We start from the raw sequence: 16,675 nt of genomic DNA, 5'->3' as shown, positions 1-16,675 counted from the left end.
TGACGGTGGCTCCCAAAAACCTTGGACAAGCGAAACTACTCGAAGTCCTCGTAGGTCGGCCGGGCAACGTCTTCGGGCGGGAAGTCGTCCACGGGGACCTGCGTCTGCTCGCCCGAGTCCATGTCCTTGACGGTCACGTTCCCGTCGGCGAGGTCCTGTTCGCCGACGATGACCACCGTCTCCGCGCCGATGGAGTCCGCGTAGTCGAGTTGCGCACCGAAGCTTCGGCCCGACACGTCGGTCTCCACGACGTGGCCCTCGGCCCGAAGTTCGCGTGAGACCTCGGCGGCCACGTCGCGAGTGTCGCCCACCTGCAGGACGTAGTAGTCGGTCGCGAGTTCCTCGTCCGGCCAGACGCCAGCGCGCTGGCAGAGCAGCGACAGCGGGGCGGCCCCGGGCGCGACGCCGACCGCGGGCGTGGGTTGGCCGCCGAAGCTCTCGATGAGGTCGTCGTACCGGCCGCCGCCGAACACCGAGCGCTTGACCTCGCCGGTCGCGTCGAAGCACTCGAAGACGACGCCAGTGTAGTAGTCGAGACCCCGGGCGGTCCGGAGCGAGAGGTCGCAGTACTCGCGCGCGCCGAAGTCGGCCGTGGCTTCGAGGACGTTCTGGAGGTTCGTCACCGCTTCTTCGACGCGCTCGGTCCCGGCGAACGCGACGAGTTCGTCCAGGTCCTCCTCTGGTGTGTCGAGTAGGTCGTCGAACTCCTCGGCCTGCGAATAGGAAAGGCCCGCGTCCGAGAGCAGGCCGTAGTACTCCTCGTCCTCGACCTTCGCGCTCTTGTCTACCGCGCGGATGGCCGCCGCGGTGTCCACGTCGGCGTCGAAGGCTTCGAGCAGGCCGCCGAGGATGTCACGGTGGCTCACCCGGAACTCGAAGTCGTCGCCCGTGAGACCGAGACCGGTCAGCGCGTCGGCCGCGTACGACAGGACCTCGGCGTCGGCCGCCGGGTCCGAGGAGCCGAAGATGTCGACGTTGGTCTGGTAAAACTCCCGGAAGCGGCCCTGCTGGGGTTCCTCGTAGCGCCAGAACGGACGAGTCGAGAACCACTTGATGGGCTTGGAGAGTTCCTGTTGTTTCGCCACGACCATCCGAGCGACCGTCGGCGTGAGTTCGGGAGTCAACGCCACGTCGCGGCCGCCTTGGTCCTCGAAGCTGTACAGTTCCTCGACGATCTCCTCGCCGCTCTTGTCCACGTACATCTGGGTGCGCTCCAGCGCGGGCGTCCCGATCTCCCGGAAGCCGTACTGGCGCGCGGTCGCTTCGAGCATGTCGAACATCTCGCGACGCGCGCCCATCTCGCCGGGGTAGAAGTCGCGGAAGCCCTTGATTCGGTCGTACATGGGAGTGCGTTGGGCGAGCGCGCGCTTGAAGCTTTTACTTCTCGTCGGCAGACCGCGTCACCGGTTCCAGAGCGTTACCGGCGTTCCGTTCCGACGCGAAAACAGCGGGGGAACTCGGCACTAGCCGAGCGGTTCGCCGCAGACCAGAATCATCGTGCAGTCGCCGTCACCGTCGTTATCGTAGTCGTTGTCACCGCCACACTGGGTACTCACGTCGCCGCTGGCGGGCGCGAGGCACATGTCCGTACCGACGTCGTTCGACGTCACGACCGAGTCGGCGGTGACCGACTGCGTTATCGGAGCGCCAGCCCCGATTCCGACAGTCGCTACGAGGAGGACCGCTACGACCATGGCACTCTGTATCGCTCTCATAGTGCATCATATACAACAGATAAAATATATAAACTATTTTCTAATACCACAGTACACATCTGTGCCGTAAAATACCGTTCGACGGGCGAACTCCGCAGTTACGAGAAACCCGTGACGTAGGTCTGGGTGTGGTCGGGGAACACCTCTGCCACGGCGTCGTCGCCGTGTTCCCGGGCCAAGAGTGCGCGAAGTTCGTCTTCGTAGTCGGCCTTCGGAATCTCCTCGCTGGGTCCGACGGTCACGTCGAGCGTCTCCGCGACCAGCGCATCGACCGCGCCCCTTCCGAACCCCGCCAGCGGGACGATGTACTCGACGCCGTGGCGGTCTTCGAGGCTCTGGGCCTGCGCGCGCGAGACGGACGGGACTCGGTCGTCGCGGCGCGTCCCGTCGGCCACCGCGTCGAACCCCATCTCGGCGACCGTCTCCAGCGCGTGGAGGTGGACCTGCTGGATGCCGTTGCGCGGGTAGCCGTCTTCGACCATCTGTTCGACGGCTTCTCCGGCCACGTCGCCGTCCAGTTCGACCGTCTCGAAGTCGAAGCCGAGTTCCTCGGCGGTCCGGCGGGCGTGGTCCCACGCGTCCGCGACGCCGAACGTGGCGGTGACGAGCGTCACGTCGTAGAAATCGTCGAGCAGGAGGGCGGCGAGCGTCGAGTCCTTCCCGCCGCTGTAGAGTAGCCCGAGGTCCATCCTCACCGACGACGGATGTTGAAGCTCTTGGAGTCGGGCTTGAGTTCGCGGAGCAGTTCCTTCATCTTGTCCTCGTCGATTTTACCGTTCACGCGGCCGCTCTGGGCCAGCGCGAGAATCTGGCGCTCGACTTGGTCGGCGAAGTCGGGCTTGCTCATCCGGACGGAGTTGAGTCGCTTGCGCGCGCCGTCGGTGAGGTGCTTGCGGAGCATCGCCTGCTTCTGTGCGTCGGCCTGCTGTTGGGCCTGTTCCTGGGCCTCGCCTTGGTCGGCCTGTTCCTGCATCTCTTCCATCTTCTGCTTGCGGAGTTCTTCGAGTCGCTCGTCGTCGGGCTGTTCGCTCATGTGTTGTGTCGTAGTAAACGCCCACGGCCAAAAATGATTACGGAGAGGCGACGCTGGGTGAGGGGTGTCGGTTACCGCAGTGCCGAGCAGCGACCGACTGGTCGGCGCGGCGAAAAATACCTCGGCGTCGTCTACGCGTAGCGTTCGAGTTCCGGCCGGTCGAGGTCTTCCATGACCTCGCCCGCGACGTCGTCGAGAAGACTGCGGCCTTCTCCGGTCACGATGCGGCCCGCGCTGCCCTCCGTGTCCACGAGATCCTCGTCTTCGAGTTGCTGGAGCATCGTCCGGATGACCTTCTTGCTTCCGTCCGTGCGGTGTTCCGGAGCGACCTGATAGCGGTTCGAGCCGTCCTTCTTGTCGCCGTACTCGGTCGAGAGTCGCTCGACGCCGACGGGACCGTCGGTGGCGACCTTCCGGAGCAGACTGGCGGCGCGTCGGTGCCAGAAGTTCTCCTGTTCGGGCGGGAGTTCGCGGCCCTCGCCGGTCTTGGTGTACTTGGCCCAGTCGGGTTCGTCGATTCGGTCCTCCAGGTTCGCGGCGACCGCGTCGATGAGGTCGTCCGCGGGAACGTCGTAGAGCGTCGTCATACCCACGAATTCCGTTCCGCGGCGTTTAAAGGCATCGTTCCGGACCGTGGCTGAGTGTGAGAGAACGCCGCACGATGGCGGTCAGTCGCTCGCGGATTCGTGGACGTTGTTGGCCTCTAGCATGGCGGTAGCGCTTCCGCCGAGCAGGACCGGGAGCAGGTAGGTCGCTCCGCGGTGGAGGACCGCGGCGGCCGCGGCGGTCCCGGCATCGACGCCCGTGATAGGGACGATGAGTAGAATCAACGCGGGTTCCACGCCGCCGAGACCGCCGGGCAACGGTGTGATACTCGCGACGCTCCCGAGGGGGACGATGAACAGCGCGGCCGCGAACGGGACGGCGTGGCCGAGCGCGAGCAACGAGAGCCACAGCGACAGCGACAGCAGTAGCCACCCGAGCGCCGAGAACGACAGCGCGACCGCCAGTTTGTGGTGGTCGCCCCCGACGCGCTCCAGCGCGGCGAAGAAGCCCTCGATTTGGCCGCGAATCTCCGCCTCGTCCGGAGGTGCGACTCCGGGGACGGCGCGACCGAGCGTCCGTCCCACCGGGACCGCGGCCGAGACGACGAACTCGGAGACGCGGCGTCGGTTCCGCCACCCGAGGTACGCGAGTGTCGGAACCCCGAGCGCCAGCGCGACGAGCGCCAGCGCGGCGAGTTCCACCCTGTCGCCCGCAGTGAACTGGGTCGCGTAGTAGCCCACGCCGACGAGCGCGAACGTGATGGACGGCACGAAGTTGAGCGTATCCACGCTGGCGACCGCCGCCAGTCCGTTCTCGTACTCGGTCCCGGTCGTCCGCGAGACCAGCAGCGCGCTGAAGGGTTCGCCGCCCGCCTGCCCGAACGGGGTGACGTTGTTCGCGAACGTCGCCCCGGCGAACAGCAGGAACGCCTGCCAGACCGACACCTCGACCGCGATGACCGAGAGGACGGTCCGGAGCGCCATGGCCCACGCGAACAGCCATCCGATCGCCACGACGCAGACCGACGCGACCAGCCACGGGTCGGCCCGTGAGAGCGCAGACGCCACGTCCTCCAGTCCGACCAGCGAGTAGAGCGCGACCAAGACGACAGCGCCAGCGCCGAACCCGACGAGTATCGAACGCGCGTCTCCGAGGTCTACGTCCATCGCGTCCACAGACGGTCGGTCGGGGCTTGAAGCCACCGGAGACGTGGTTTAACAGAGACGAAGAGTCGGCGTGAACCGAACCGGCCGCAGTCGACCGCTCGGCTTCGCGCGAGTTCGACCGGACAGGACGCGTCCGCTCCTCCAGCGAGTCGAATCACCGACGTTCGCCGTGCCGAGGTACGGTCTCACGCGTCCGAGACCGCAGACCTTTCACCGCGGACGGACAACCACGGGGCATGGACGAGCGGGCCGCACTGTCGTTTCTCACCGACCGACTCTCGCACGCGGGCGACGACGCGGCGGTCGTGGACGGACAGGTGTTGACGACCGACATGCTCCACGAGACGACCGACTTCCCGGCGGGGACGACCCGATACACCGCGGGGTGGCGGTCGGTCGGGGCGTCGCTGTCGGACGTGGCGGCGATGGGTGCCGAAGCCACCGCCGCAGTCGCGGTGTACGCCGCGCCCGAATTCGACGATGCCGACCTCGGGGACTTCGTCGCGGGCGCGAGCGACGTGTGCGAGGCGGTCGGCGCGGAGTACGTCGGCGGCGATTTGGACGAAAGCCGGGAGTTCACGGCGGCGACGACCGCGCTCGGACGAACCGACGACCCAGTGCTGCGCTCGGGAGCGAGTCCGGGCGAGCGCGTCTGCGTCACGGGAACTCTGGGGCGCACGGGCGCGGCGCTCGAACTGTTCGAGCGCGGCGACTCCGAACGGAACGACACGGAGCGCGCGAACGACCTGTTCCGGTTCGAACCGAGAGTCGAGGCGGGCCGGATAGTCGCCCCGTACGCCACCGCGATGATGGACTCCAGCGACGGTCTCGCGCGGTCGCTCCACCAGCTCGCGGCGGCCAGCGACTGCGGGTTCTCGGTCCGGTGGGACGCGCTCCCGGTGGACGAGGCGGTCCGCGAGGTGGCCGACAGCGAGGCGGAGGTCCGAGAGCGCTCGGTGTTCTTCGGCGAGGACTTCGAACTCGTCTTCACGGTCCCCGAGCGCGCCCTCGAAACCGTACGAGAAGCGTCACCGACCCCGATTTCGGTCGTCGGCGAGGTCACGGCGTCCGGGGTCGAGATGGACGGCGAGACGTTGCCAGACAGAGGGTACACGCACGGCGGAGGATAGAGGTCGCTACGTCGGAACACCGCGTTCGTCTCGAAGGTGACGTTTCCATCGTAGCGACCGCCGCCGTGCTATGTCAACACGGAGCTGCGACCGCCGCCGTACCGCGTCAGCGCCGTACCGCGACTGTCGTCGTACCGCGCCGACACTGAGCCGCGACCGCCGTCACGTGATTATCTCGATGGGGACCGGGGTGAAACACAGGATTCCCAGCACGAACGTCAGAACCCCGATGACCTTCCGCGTCGAGTCCAACCCCTCGTCGTCGATGGGGTGGGCCGGGCCGACGTAGGCGACGTACGTCGCCAGTAAGCCCCAGAACACCCACAGGACCGAGGCGTTGCTCACGTGTTCGACGTAGAAGACGTAGGCCGCGAGTCCGAACAGCGCCACCGGGACCAGCGCGGCGATGCGCTCCTGTTCCTCCCCGAGAATCGCCCGGACGATGTGACCGCCGTCGAGCATGCCGACCGGGATGAGGTTCAGGAACGTGACGAACATCCCGACCCACCCGCCGATGACGACCGGACTGACCATCTTCGTGGGGTCGGCGTAGGTGAGTTGTTCGCCGAGCGCCCACGCGATGAACTTCAGGAGCGGCGGATAGCCGAACTGGACCTCGATGGTGTTGGCGCTGTTGACGTACTGCATCGGCACTGGTTCGGCCGGTAAGCTGACGCCGATTGCGGTCACGATAATCGTCGCTACGAGGCCAGCGAGCGGCCCCGCGACGCCGATGTCGAACAGCGCCTCGCGGTCGGGCATCTGTCCCTTCATCCGGATGACCGCTCCCATGGTCCCGATGAGCGAGGGCATCGGGATGAAGTACGGCAGCGTGGCGTCTACGCCGTGGTACCGAGTCATCACGTAGTGGCCCAACTCGTGCGTGAGCAACACGCCGAGGACCGCGGCGGTGAACGGCCACGCCTCCACTATCCTCGCCGGGTTCTCGAAGGGCTTGATGTGGTACCACCGACTTCCGGCGTAGAGCGTCGAGACGACCGTCAAGACGAACAGTCCGATGTTCGTCCACGGAATCCCGTCGATGCTGTTGTCGGCCGGTTCGGCCACGAGAACGTACTCGCCGGTCTCGGTGGTCAACGTTACCTCGTAGCCGTGTTCGCGGAACAGCGGCCAGACGGCGTCGAGCAGTTGCTCGCGGGCGACTAGCGGTTCGCCGTAGTACACTAGCCGGTCGCCGTCGCGGCGGGCGTCGTACACGCGGAACACGGCATTCAAACGCTCCAGCGATGGACCGTCGGCGGGCGGGTCGGTCGAACCCATTCAGATTGCGCTACGGCGCGACTATTGATAAACCCCCGGACGGAGCGGTGGAAATCTGTCCGAAGTGGGGTTCGACCGACGGCGCTACTCGGGACGCCGTTCGGACTCCAATTCACGTGTTCGCGCTCGTGCGAGTGCTGGGAGTCCAAGTCGTAGAGCGTCCCGTTCGCCCTCGGCGCAAAGACTGAAAGGCTCCGGGTCGTACTCGAATCCGATGAAGACAGGGGAGTGTCCGTATGGAGGACTGTGAACACTGCGGAGCGTCGTTCGACGACGAAGCGGCGTACCTGCGACACCTTCGGGACGAACACGGGGACGAACTCGGTCGGATAGAACGGCGTCGCGTCGCCGAGTTAGACGCCGAGGAGAGCGGGTCGAACGCCGTGCTGTACGGGGCCGGAGTCGGTGCGATACTGCTCGGCGGTCTGCTGGTGTATCTGGTGTTCTTCTCCAGCGGCGCGCCGGGGTCGAGCGGAGCGGAGACGGGCGGGACGGGAACGAACGGTCCGTCCGCGGTAGGGTCGGTCCACTATCACGGGACCATCGACGTCAGCATCGGTGGCGAGCAACTGGACTTCAGTCGACAGCGGTTCCAGTTGCAGGCCGACGCCTTCCACTTCGAGAACGGCGACGGACAACAGTGGCACGTCCACGCGAAGGACGTGACGCTCGCCTACGCGATGCAGACGCTCGGCATCGAGGTTACTAACGAGACAGTCACCTACGACGGGACGACCTACGGCGACGACCCGAACGAGACGGTCGAGGTGCGGGTGAACGGCGAGCGGGTGACCTCCGCCGAGTACGTCCTTCAGAAGGGCGACCACGTGCGAATCGTCGCGAACGCGTCCGGGAGTTAGCCTACTCCAGCGGTTCCGGCGACGGCGGGACTCGGCGCTTGTGTCGGCTTCGCTCGTACATCCCGCGGACGCGCCGGACCGCTTCCTCGGTCAGTTCTTCCACCTCGCGTGCGGTCGCCGTGACCGACAGCGGACCGTCGATGTGGAGTGCGAGGATGGCGTCGAGGCTGTCGTATCCGATTCCCAGTTCCTCCTCGTCGGTCTGGTCCGCCCAGAGTCCGGCGGTCGGCGGCTTCTCGACCAGTTCGTCCGGTACGCCGACGTGAGCGGCCAACTGGCGGACCTGCTGCTTGTAGAGGTTGCCGATGGGATGGCAATCGACCGCGCCGTCGCCGTACTTCGTGAAGTAGCCGACCAGCGCCTCGCTCCGGTTGCCGGTGCCGAGTACGAGCGCACCCTCGTGGTTGGCGACGAGGTAGTTCAGGACCGCCCGAGACCGGGCGCGGGCGTTACCGACCGCGAGTTGGTCGCCCTCCGCCTCGGGGTAGGTGTCGAGGAAGGCGTCCACGATGGGGTTTATCTCGAACACGTCGTAGGGGATGGCCAACTCCTGAGCCACCCACTCGGCGTCGCTCATGTTCTCCTCGTCGCTGACCGCGCCGGGCATGACCAGTCCGTGGAGGTTCTCCTCGCCGAGCGCTTCCACGGCGAGGTGGGCCGTGAGCGTGCTGTCGATACCCCCGGAGAGTCCGAGGACCGCCCGATCGGTGCCCGCGTCCGCAGCGGTATCGCGGATGAACTCGACGATGTGCTCTCGGCGCGCTTCGAGTTCCGACTCGGAGAACCGCAGGTCTATCATGGACGTGTGTAAGCGAGGCGGTGTCTAAATACTCCCGGAAGGCAGAGATTTCTGGACGAATGGGCAGGTCTACGCCCGTCGAAAGGTTGGGCTGAAACGCTACGTTGAAGTGGCGTGCGAGAGAAACGAGAAACGCAACCGAGCGCCGGTGGTGAGACGGACGAAGTCCGTCGATGCTCGGCGCGAACGCAGTGAGCGCCGGTGGTGAGCAAATCCGGAAGATTTGCGAACCTCGGCGCGCGAGGAGCGTAACGACGAGCGCGCCGGTGGTCTAGTGGTAGGACATGAGCTTCCCAAGCTCATAGCCCGGGTTCAATTCCCGGTCGGCGCATTTTTGCGGCGAACTTCGCTGCGAGTCTGGTCGCCTCTCCGCCCGTTAGAGGACGTTACGACACGTCGGCCTCTCGGAGAATCCGACGACCCGACCGGACGAGTCGGTCTTGGTGTTTCTGTGCGGTCTCGTTGTACAACAGCCCATTGCGCTTGACGATGTTGCCGTCGACGAGTACCGTGTCGACGTTCGCGAGGCCCGCTTGGAAGACGACCGTTTCGACGGGGTCGTGGACCGGCGACGTGTTGATGTCGTCCGTCTCGATGAGCGTGATGTCGGCGCGCTTCCCCGGCGTCAACGACCCGATATCGTCGGCCAGTCCGAGCGCACGGGCACCGTCGATGGTCGCGAGTTCGAGCGCGCGTCGCGCGGTCAGCGAGACGGTGTCTATCTGCTCGTTGCGCTCGACGGTCGGTTGGTTGTCGAGCGCCCGCTGGACCTGCAGTGCCATCCGAGTCTGAGTGAACATGTCGCCGCTGACGTTCGAGACGATGTCCACGCCGACGGACGGAATCGCACCCGCGTCCAGCGTCTTCCGGAGAGCAGGCATTCCCATCCCCATCTGCATCTCGACTTCGGGGGTAGTCGATACCGACCCGCCGGACTCACCGATGAGTTCGAACTCCTCCTCGGTGAGTCGATTGGCGTGGATGTAGTTGAGGTCGTCGCCGAGAAGTCCGAGTTCGTCGAGAGTCGATACCCCTCCGGGACCGAGCGAACCGACGTGCATCGACGCGGGAATCCCGAGTTCGCGAGCGAGTTCGATGTCGTGGGTAACCACGTCGTCCGTCGAGTAGTCCGGGCCGCGGATACCCATCGCGAGCGTGAGGAGGCCGTCGTTCGCGGGGAACCGCTCGCGGTTCAGTCGTCGAACGTCGTCCGGATGGGTTTCCGTGCTGTCGTCCCACCACTTCGCACTGTTGTCACCGGGCGGCCCGTGCGTGAACACCGCACGGATACCGGCGTCCTCCAGACCGTCTATCGCGCGGTTGGTGTGGCCCGGAGAGTTCGCTATGTGGAACCAGTCCAGAACCGTCGTGGCACCGGCATTTAGCTGCTCGACTGCACCGAAGAGGTTGCCGAGGTAGGCGTCTCGGGGTCGGTAGTGGCTACTGATTTCGCCGAGCATCTTCTCCAGATACTCGAGGAACGACCAGTTCCCCGCGATACCGCGAACCCCCGCCTCCCACGTGTGGAGGTGCGCGTTCACGAAACCGGGGAGGACGATGGAATCGCTGGCGTCGATGACCTCGGCGGTCGGCGCTTCGACGTGCCGGTCTATCTCCTCTATCTGTCCGTCCTCGACGAGCAGGTCGGCGTTCCGGCGAACACCGACGTCCGGGTCCACGGGAACGATAGTCCCGTTCTTTATCAGGACGCGGTCGGGCGACTGACCGGGTCGCTCGGTCGTGTCGTTCCGCGGCGACTCCGCTCGCGTCTCGGCAGCACTACCGAGCGACGCGAACGACAGCGACGACACCGTCAGACCGCCAGCCTTGAGGTAGTTCCGTCTCGATACGTCGGGTCCGTTCCCGTCTTGCTGGTCCGTCATGGAATCTCTGCAGTTCGTGGTTCGTCGCAAGATTGGATAGACCCTCGTTCGGAACATACCAAAGCCGTCCCGTCCTGCGATTCGATATCGACGAACGCCGCTGGCCGGGGACGCTACCACGGAGAACTGGTCGTCTTCTACGACGGAAAACGAGTCGTATCAGTCGTCACTCGTCACGCCGGGTAACCGGTTCACCGCAGCGCCGTCGGATGCGTCGGCCATCCGGTTCGAGAGGAAGGTCGTCGCGAGCCACGACTCCGCGCGAGTGATGCGGTACTGTAACGTCGATGTCGGAACGTCCTCGGCGTCGGCAATCTCCTGTAGCGACATCTCTCGCGGCGTCTCGTAGTAGCCGTACTCGACGGCCAGTTCGAGCGCCTCTCGCTGCTCGTACGGCAGGTCGTCGCCGGTTCCGTGCGTGTCGTCCCACTCGGGGGACTGTTCGAGTCGTCCGAACCTGAGTTCGAGTCCGTCGCGGAGGTTCTCGCTGAGTTCCTCGTAGATAGTGCTCATCGCCGCGTCGTCGTCCGTGAGAATCTGCCACCTGTACTCGTCGCCGTGTTGTTCCGCCCGGCACAGCACTCCGTCGCCGAGGCGGGCCGCGGCGAGATACGGAATCGACCGACAGCCCTCGCCCTCGGACTGCTTGGAGTAGATGAGTCGCCGCGTCGGTTCCGTCGTCAGGGTCTCGTACGTCCAATCGACCTGACAGCCTCCCATCCCGCGGAGACTGGAACAGCGTTGGAGATTGGTCAGCTGGTCGTCGTACGCCGACAGGGCCTCCTTCGGCCCGGTGACTTCGTCTACTCGCCACATCGTATCGCGGGTTACGTGGCACGAGACTGTCCGCGAGTACAGTTGCGGGAACTCGATGAACACGTCCATCAAGTGGTCCGCCCCCTCGCTGTAGACGACCGTAAAATCGAACTCGCGCATACGGAGCGTACGAGTCGTACGCCGATGAATGCTCGGTTGGAATGTACCGAATCCCCCGTCGGAAGCCACCGCTGAACTCGGAGAAGTCACAGAACGGCGGTGCTACTCACGTTCGGGACGGTGGGTACAACGAGTCGAGGATGAACTCGTCGATGGCTTTCCGGGCCTCCGCCGGGGCGTCCTCGTGGTCGAGCGAAATCCGTCGTTCCCGGGCCGCGTGAATCACGTCGGTGACGAGTTGTCCCATCCGTTCGGCGTTCACCTCGCGGAACTCGCCGTCCGCGATTCCCGCTTCGATGACTTCGACGATGCTGCCCTGAATACGGGCGTAGTGGTCGTCGAAGAGTTCCCGATGTTGCTCGTCGTTCTGGGCGTGGGCGTACAGTTCGTGGTACACCTTCATTCGGTCCCAGTGTGAGAACTCGTCGAACTCGGGACCGAAGAGACACTGGTCGATTCGCGCGTCGAGTTCCGAGCGCGGATTCGTCTCTCCCTCCACCTCGACGCTCCCCTCGTACTGGTCGATGATGTATTCGAGGAACGAGGAGAGCAGGTCGTACTTCCCGTCGAAGTGATAGTGGATCACCTGACGAGACATCTCCATCTCGTCGCCGATGTCACGCACTCGCAAGTCCTTGTACCCGTGCTCGCTCAGCGCGCGAAAGGTCGCCTCCATGATTACCTCGCGGGTGTCTTTGGAGTCGACCTCCACCTCCGATTCGCTCATGTTGTGGGTCTTTCGGGGTGGGGACTCATAGCGGTTTCTCCGCACCGAATCCACGAGGGTGTGATTCGAGGAGGCTCTGAGCGAGTATCGCGCAAAACGTCGTTCGAACGAAGGCGCTACCGAACGGGAGGACAGTTCGGAGCCGTTACAGTTCCGGGACGTCGGACGGCATATCGAAGTCGTGGTAGTACTCGCCTTTCTCCTTCGAGAGGATGTCGAGGACGGCGGCCGCGCCGTCACCGGCCGCGATGACCGCCTGCCACTTCTCCGCTCGTCCCATGGCACCCGTCGCGTACACGTCTTCGACTGACGTCTCCATGTCCACGTTCACCTCGACGACGTCTTCGTCGGTGAACTCGCAACCGAGTGCTTCGGCGAGACTCCGGTCGCCACCTGTCGCGAGGACGACGTAGGTCGCGGTGTACTCGTCGTCCGCCGTCGCGACGGCGAATCCGTCGTCCGTCTGCTCGACGGCGGTCACTTCCGCGTCGCGAAGCGTCGCGCCGCGGTCGCGGACCTGACCGCGGGTGACCTCGAGGAACTCGTCGCCGCTGATGCTTCGGACCGCGGGATAGTTGAAGAGGTGGGCCTTGTGCATCCACGACTCGTCGGTGTCGAAGACGACCGTTTCGAGGTCGTTCTTCGCGGCGTACAGTGCAGCACTCAGTCCGGCGGGACCGCCGCCGACGACAGCTACGTCTACCATAGTGGACACGACTGCTTCCGGACAAAAGTATCTTACCATCTGGTAAAACACGGCGGTGGTCCACAGGTCGCTCACCGAGTAGTCGCCCTTCCGAACGTTCGACACGCTCGACAGTAAACGGCGGTACGGCGAGAGCTACAGCACGAACGGACCGCGTTGACGGATTGGCTCGTCGTGGGGCCGACCGGAAATCGCGACGACACGCAGGGCGTCCTCGCTCCGAAGTTCGACGTCCCGGCCGTCGGTAACCGGGAGGACATCCCCGGTAGTGAACGCGTCCCCGTCTACCGTCCCGTCACCGGAGACGCCGTAGAGGAACCCCGTCCACTCGTCCGGAATCGACCAAGACCAACTGTCGGACACGGAGACGTCCAGATACTCCATCGGCGTGTGCAGTTCTATCGGCGAGCCGTCACCGACGACTGTCGTGACAGTCGCGCCGTCCCGTCCCTCCGTCGGAAGGTCGGCGGCGTCCGCATCCACGTAGTCCGGGTCGGCGTCCTTCGCTTCCCGCGGCAGATTCACCCAGAGCTGTAGTCCGTTGCAATCGCTTCCGCGAGCAGGGAACTCCGAGTGTTGGATACCGCTTCCGGTCGTGATGCGCATCACGTCGCCCTCGTCGGCGGTGTTGGAGACGCCGAGCGAGTCCTCGTGTTCCATTCCGCCGTCGAGCATGTACGAGACTATCTCGAACCCTCGGTGGGGGTGCATCGGGAACCCCTCCCCGGAACTGATGTAAAATCGTTCGAAGAGGACGAACGGGTCGAGGTTGGACGGATAGTCGTCCGTCGGAAAGGCGCGATTCGAACGCACTCCCGTCCCGTGTCGGACTTCCCCGCCGGGGAGAGGACCAGAGGGGTTCGCTCCTCCTCGGTCGGACTGGTTCATACCACCGTTTCGTTTACCATACGGTAAAATCCGTCGGAATAGATGCTTCTCCTGCAATGGATAGAGTACAGACTTGAGGAACAACCCTCTACGGACGGGAATCACCGTTATCCACGTTCGAATCTCGGTCGCGGAGGACTCCACCGACGACGTCGCATATCGAGTGTGCGTCTCTCTACTCGTTTTCGCGGGCGAACTCCGTAGACGGCTACGTTTCCGAGGGTCGAATGTTCACGACTTGTGAACAGGAAACCCTCTCCTCGTTCGCGCCCCTTTTACTGTTTTCTACCATTTGGTAAAACGCAAATGACGAGCAACCTCTCGATCGACGCCGATTGGAACGCGCTCTACATCGACGGGGAGTGGACCCCGAGCGGAAGCGGCGAGACCCTGACCGTCGAGGACCCCTCGACTCGCGAGGCAATCGCGGAGGTTTCCGCCGCGACCGAGGCGGACGTGGACGCCGCCTACGAGGCCGCCGCGGCCGCACAGGCCGAGTGGAGTGAGCAGCCACCGGCGCGGCGACAGGCAGTCGTCCAACAGTTCCTCCAAGCGGTTCAGGACCACAGCGAGGAGATAATCGACCTGCTGGCACACGAAGTCGGCGGGTCGCGCATCATGGGTGAAACCTCCATCCAGATCGCCTCCGACCACGCCAGCGAGGCGGCGACGCTACCGCGCCGGATGAAGGGAGAACACGTAGACTCCAACATCCCCGGCAAGGAGAACCTCGTCCAACGCGAAGCGAAGGGCGTCGTCACGGTCATCTCGCCGTGGAACTTCCCGCTCAACCTCTCGATGCGCGCCGTCGCCCCGGCCATCGCCGCCGGGAACAGCGTCGTCCTGAAGCCCTCGACCAACTCTCCGATTACGGGCGGCTTGGTCTTCGCGAAACTCTTCGAAGAGACGGACCTCCCCGAGGGTGTGCTGAACGTCGTCACCGGGCGAGGCTCCGACATCGGTGACCGCGTCGCGAGCCACCCCGAGAGCGACGTCGTCTCGTTCACCGGTTCGACGGAAGTCGGCCAACGCGTCGCCGGACTCGCGGGCGAGAACCTCGCCGTCCCCGCGATGGAACTCGGCGGGAACAACGCGTTCGTCGTCACCGCCGACGCCGACCTCGACCGGGCTATCGACGGCGCGACGTTCGGGTCGTTCGTCCATCAGGGACAGGTCTGCATCTCCATCAACCGCCACATCGTTCACGAGGACGTCTACGACGAGTACGTCGCCCGCCTCGTCGAGCGTGCGGAGGCGCTCCCGGCCGGGAGCGCCCACGACGAGGACACGGTGGTCGGCCCGATCATCGACGAGTCCCAGCGCGACGAGATGCTCGGATACGTGGCGGACACCGTCGATGCGGGTGCTACCCTCGAAACGGGCGGTGAAACCGTCGATATCGACGAGACCGACGACTCGCTGGTCGTCGCGCCGACGGTCCTCTCGGACGTGACCAACGACATGGCGGCCGCGTGTAACGAACACTTCGGCCCGATCGCGCCCGTCATCCAGTTCTCGGATATCGACGAGGCTGTCGAAATCGCCAACGACACCCCGTACGGTCTCTCCGGGGCCGTCCACTCCGGTGACCTCGAAGTCGCGAAGGACATCGCCGACCGCATGGAGACCGGGAACGTCCACATCAACGACCAACCGATCAACGACGAGGCGCACGTTCCCTTCAGCGGTATCGGTGATTCCGGGATGGGCACCTACAACAGCGACGCCTTCCTGCACGAGATAACCGAGACGAAGTGGGTCTCGATTCAGCGCGACGCGCGCGACTACCCGTTCTAAGCGCGACTCCCCGCGCTACCGTCGTTTCATTTTTTACCGTCGTCTCGTTCTCGACCGTCATTTCTTCTCGATCCCCGTCCTCGTCGGTCTCACGCCACACCGGTGGGAACGCCGTGTAAGGGTTCATTCGAAACCGTTCTCGACCAGTTCCAGCAGTTCGGCGGTCGCGTCCGCGTCGAACGTCATCGGGCGTCGCCACCACGGTCCCTTCCCGGAGTCGCTCGACAGGTCCGTCACCACCCGGTTGGCCTCCGACCCCTGCTCGGCGGAACTGAGCGGAACCGCGGTCTCGTACAGCCCCGACTCCCGTTCGTCGCCCGCGAGCAGGACCGCGGCGTCGAACTCCTCGCGCTTGACGTGGGCGTTGTTCCGGAAGGTCTCGCGCTCGTCCGCGGGCAGGTCGGCGTACGCGTCGCCGGGAACCGGGTCGCGCGCGAGGCGGAACTGGCCGACGAGGTACGCGCCCCAATCGGGCGAAATCCACTCTCGCTCGGGGTCGCCGCGAGCGGTCAGGGTGGCGTAGAAGAGGACGTAGTCGCCTTCGCGCAGGTCCAGCAGGGGCCGGGCCTTCACGCCGTGAGGGTCGCCGTAGGTGTAGCGCTCGCACTCGGGGTACTCGGCGAACTCCGGGTCGAGGTGGACCGGCGCGTCCGCGCTCCCGGCGGGCAGGTCGGTGTCGAGCGAGAGGTCGGCGTAGGTCGGCACGGACTCGCCGGTCGGGGCCTCCTCGGGGATGGGGACGAACTCGAACCGACCGTCCGGGTAGATGGGTCCGCGGACGCCGGGCGCGTTCGTGTTGGCTCCGACGTTGATGGCGACGGCGCGTGGCATACGACACGCTCCGTGTTACGTCGGGAAAAGCCCACCTCTCGGACGCGAGGCCTCACCGCGCCGACATCGGACTGACGCAGTTCCGACAGTAGGTGTACCCGGTGTCGTTCTCCGTCCCGCACCGCGGACAGACCACGACCAACGGGTCGTCGTTGCGGTGCCGGTCGTCGAGTTCCCGGACCTCTTCGAGAGGGGCCGTCTCCCGGTTCGGCGGCGTCGAGCGGAACAGCGGCGCGTCCTCGTCACTCCGGAGATACCGATAGATTAGCAACTGGACGAGCGAGAAGAGGAGTACGTAGAGGACGATCCATCCCCAGACGCCCATATCGTGGTATATGGTGTCATGGTACTTTGCTCTTCTGACGCACTCGGTTTCG

General features: G+C 65.1%; 18 protein-coding genes and 1 tRNA gene. 4 read left to right on the top strand and 15 right to left on the bottom strand.

Going from position 1 to position 16,675, the window contains the following annotated elements:
• Positions 1-35: 35 nt before the first annotated feature.
• The 6 genes from hisS to NGM06_RS17845 all read right to left on the bottom strand — a co-directional run bounded on the left by hisS (position 36) and on the right by NGM06_RS17845 (position 4,460).
• On the bottom strand, positions 36-1,343 hold the full coding sequence (gene hisS / locus NGM06_RS17870) for a histidine--tRNA ligase (protein ID WP_254268259.1): 1,308 nt from the start codon (positions 1,341-1,343) through the stop codon (positions 36-38).
• 120 nt (positions 1,344-1,463) lie between these two features.
• Positions 1,464-1,715: a hypothetical protein gene (locus NGM06_RS17865; RefSeq protein WP_254268258.1), complete on the bottom strand. Its 252-nt coding sequence runs from the start codon at positions 1,713-1,715 to the stop codon at positions 1,464-1,466.
• Positions 1,716-1,813: 98 nt separating this feature from the next.
• Positions 1,814-2,404: a DUF7411 family protein gene (locus NGM06_RS17860; protein WP_254268257.1), complete on the bottom strand. Its 591-nt coding sequence runs from the start codon at positions 2,402-2,404 to the stop codon at positions 1,814-1,816.
• A gap of 2 nt (positions 2,405-2,406) precedes the next feature.
• The gene (locus NGM06_RS17855; protein WP_163519891.1) at positions 2,407-2,748 is read right to left on the bottom strand and encodes a DNA-binding protein; all 342 of its coding nucleotides are present in this window, start codon (positions 2,746-2,748) and stop codon (positions 2,407-2,409) included.
• Positions 2,749-2,879: 131 nt separating this feature from the next.
• Positions 2,880-3,335, bottom strand: coding sequence for a 30S ribosomal protein S19e (locus NGM06_RS17850; RefSeq protein WP_254268256.1), 456 nt, complete (start codon positions 3,333-3,335; stop codon positions 2,880-2,882).
• Between the two features lie 81 nt (positions 3,336-3,416).
• Complete coding sequence (locus tag NGM06_RS17845; RefSeq protein WP_254268255.1) at positions 3,417-4,460, bottom strand: lysylphosphatidylglycerol synthase transmembrane domain-containing protein; 1,044 nt, start codon at positions 4,458-4,460, stop codon at positions 3,417-3,419.
• A 236-nt stretch (positions 4,461-4,696) separates the two neighbouring features.
• Between NGM06_RS17845 and thiL the strand changes: the two genes are divergently transcribed.
• Positions 4,697-5,590, top strand: coding sequence for a thiamine-phosphate kinase (gene thiL / locus NGM06_RS17840; RefSeq protein ID WP_254268254.1), 894 nt, complete (start codon positions 4,697-4,699; stop codon positions 5,588-5,590).
• A gap of 162 nt (positions 5,591-5,752) precedes the next feature.
• On the opposite strand, the gene NGM06_RS17835 is transcribed toward thiL, so the two are convergent.
• The gene (locus NGM06_RS17835) at positions 5,753-6,871 is read right to left on the bottom strand and encodes a site-2 protease family protein (protein WP_254268253.1); all 1,119 of its coding nucleotides are present in this window, start codon (positions 6,869-6,871) and stop codon (positions 5,753-5,755) included.
• A gap of 236 nt (positions 6,872-7,107) precedes the next feature.
• On the opposite strand from NGM06_RS17835, the gene NGM06_RS17830 reads away from it, so the two are divergent.
• Entirely contained in the window at positions 7,108-7,731 is a 624-nt protein-coding gene (locus NGM06_RS17830; RefSeq protein ID WP_254268252.1) for an Hsp15 family protein, read from the top strand.
• A gap of 1 nt (position 7,732) precedes the next feature.
• On the opposite strand, the gene NGM06_RS17825 is transcribed toward NGM06_RS17830, so the two are convergent.
• A complete protein-coding gene (locus NGM06_RS17825) occupies positions 7,733-8,530 on the bottom strand; it encodes an NAD+ synthase (protein ID WP_254268251.1) in 798 nt (265 codons plus the stop codon).
• Between the two features lie 260 nt (positions 8,531-8,790).
• Between NGM06_RS17825 and NGM06_RS17820 the strand changes: the two genes are divergently transcribed.
• Positions 8,791-8,861 (top strand) — tRNA-Gly (locus NGM06_RS17820).
• A gap of 55 nt (positions 8,862-8,916) precedes the next feature.
• On the opposite strand, the gene NGM06_RS17815 is transcribed toward NGM06_RS17820, so the two are convergent.
• The 5 genes from NGM06_RS17815 to NGM06_RS17795 all read right to left on the bottom strand — a co-directional run bounded on the left by NGM06_RS17815 (position 8,917) and on the right by NGM06_RS17795 (position 13,670).
• Positions 8,917-10,413, bottom strand: a complete 1,497-nt coding sequence (locus NGM06_RS17815) for an amidohydrolase family protein (RefSeq protein ID WP_254268250.1) — start codon at positions 10,411-10,413, stop codon at positions 8,917-8,919.
• A 159-nt stretch (positions 10,414-10,572) separates the two neighbouring features.
• Positions 10,573-11,349, bottom strand: a complete 777-nt coding sequence (locus tag NGM06_RS17810; RefSeq protein ID WP_254268249.1) for a helix-turn-helix domain-containing protein — start codon at positions 11,347-11,349, stop codon at positions 10,573-10,575.
• A gap of 106 nt (positions 11,350-11,455) precedes the next feature.
• Entirely contained in the window at positions 11,456-12,076 is a 621-nt protein-coding gene (locus NGM06_RS17805) for a TetR/AcrR family transcriptional regulator (RefSeq protein WP_254268248.1), read from the bottom strand.
• A gap of 145 nt (positions 12,077-12,221) precedes the next feature.
• Complete coding sequence (locus tag NGM06_RS17800) at positions 12,222-12,782, bottom strand: NAD(P)/FAD-dependent oxidoreductase (protein ID WP_254268247.1); 561 nt, start codon at positions 12,780-12,782, stop codon at positions 12,222-12,224.
• 135 nt (positions 12,783-12,917) lie between these two features.
• Positions 12,918-13,670 carry a pirin family protein gene (locus NGM06_RS17795; protein ID WP_254268246.1) on the bottom strand — a complete coding sequence of 251 codons (753 nt, stop codon included), beginning with the start codon at positions 13,668-13,670 and terminating at the stop codon, positions 12,918-12,920.
• 306 nt (positions 13,671-13,976) lie between these two features.
• Between NGM06_RS17795 and NGM06_RS17790 the strand changes: the two genes are divergently transcribed.
• Positions 13,977-15,467 carry an aldehyde dehydrogenase family protein gene (locus NGM06_RS17790; protein WP_254268245.1) on the top strand — a complete coding sequence of 497 codons (1,491 nt, stop codon included), beginning with the start codon at positions 13,977-13,979 and terminating at the stop codon, positions 15,465-15,467.
• A gap of 123 nt (positions 15,468-15,590) precedes the next feature.
• Here NGM06_RS17790 and NGM06_RS17785 read toward each other — a convergent pair whose 3' ends face one another.
• Both NGM06_RS17785 and NGM06_RS17780 read right to left on the bottom strand, forming a co-directional pair.
• The gene (locus NGM06_RS17785; RefSeq protein ID WP_254268244.1) at positions 15,591-16,298 is read right to left on the bottom strand and encodes an Nmad3 family putative nucleotide modification protein; all 708 of its coding nucleotides are present in this window, start codon (positions 16,296-16,298) and stop codon (positions 15,591-15,593) included.
• Positions 16,299-16,350: 52 nt separating this feature from the next.
• Positions 16,351-16,623 (bottom strand): DUF7577 domain-containing protein, encoded by a 273-nt coding sequence (locus NGM06_RS17780; RefSeq protein WP_254268243.1) that lies wholly within the window; start codon positions 16,621-16,623, stop codon positions 16,351-16,353.
• Positions 16,624-16,675: the final 52 nt, after the last annotated feature.

It is taken from the genome of Halorussus aquaticus (genome assembly GCF_024218795.1).
GTDB classification, from domain to species: Archaea; Halobacteriota; Halobacteria; order Halobacteriales; family Haladaptataceae; genus Halorussus; species Halorussus aquaticus.
This window is presented reverse-complemented; position numbering and strand designations above follow the sequence as displayed.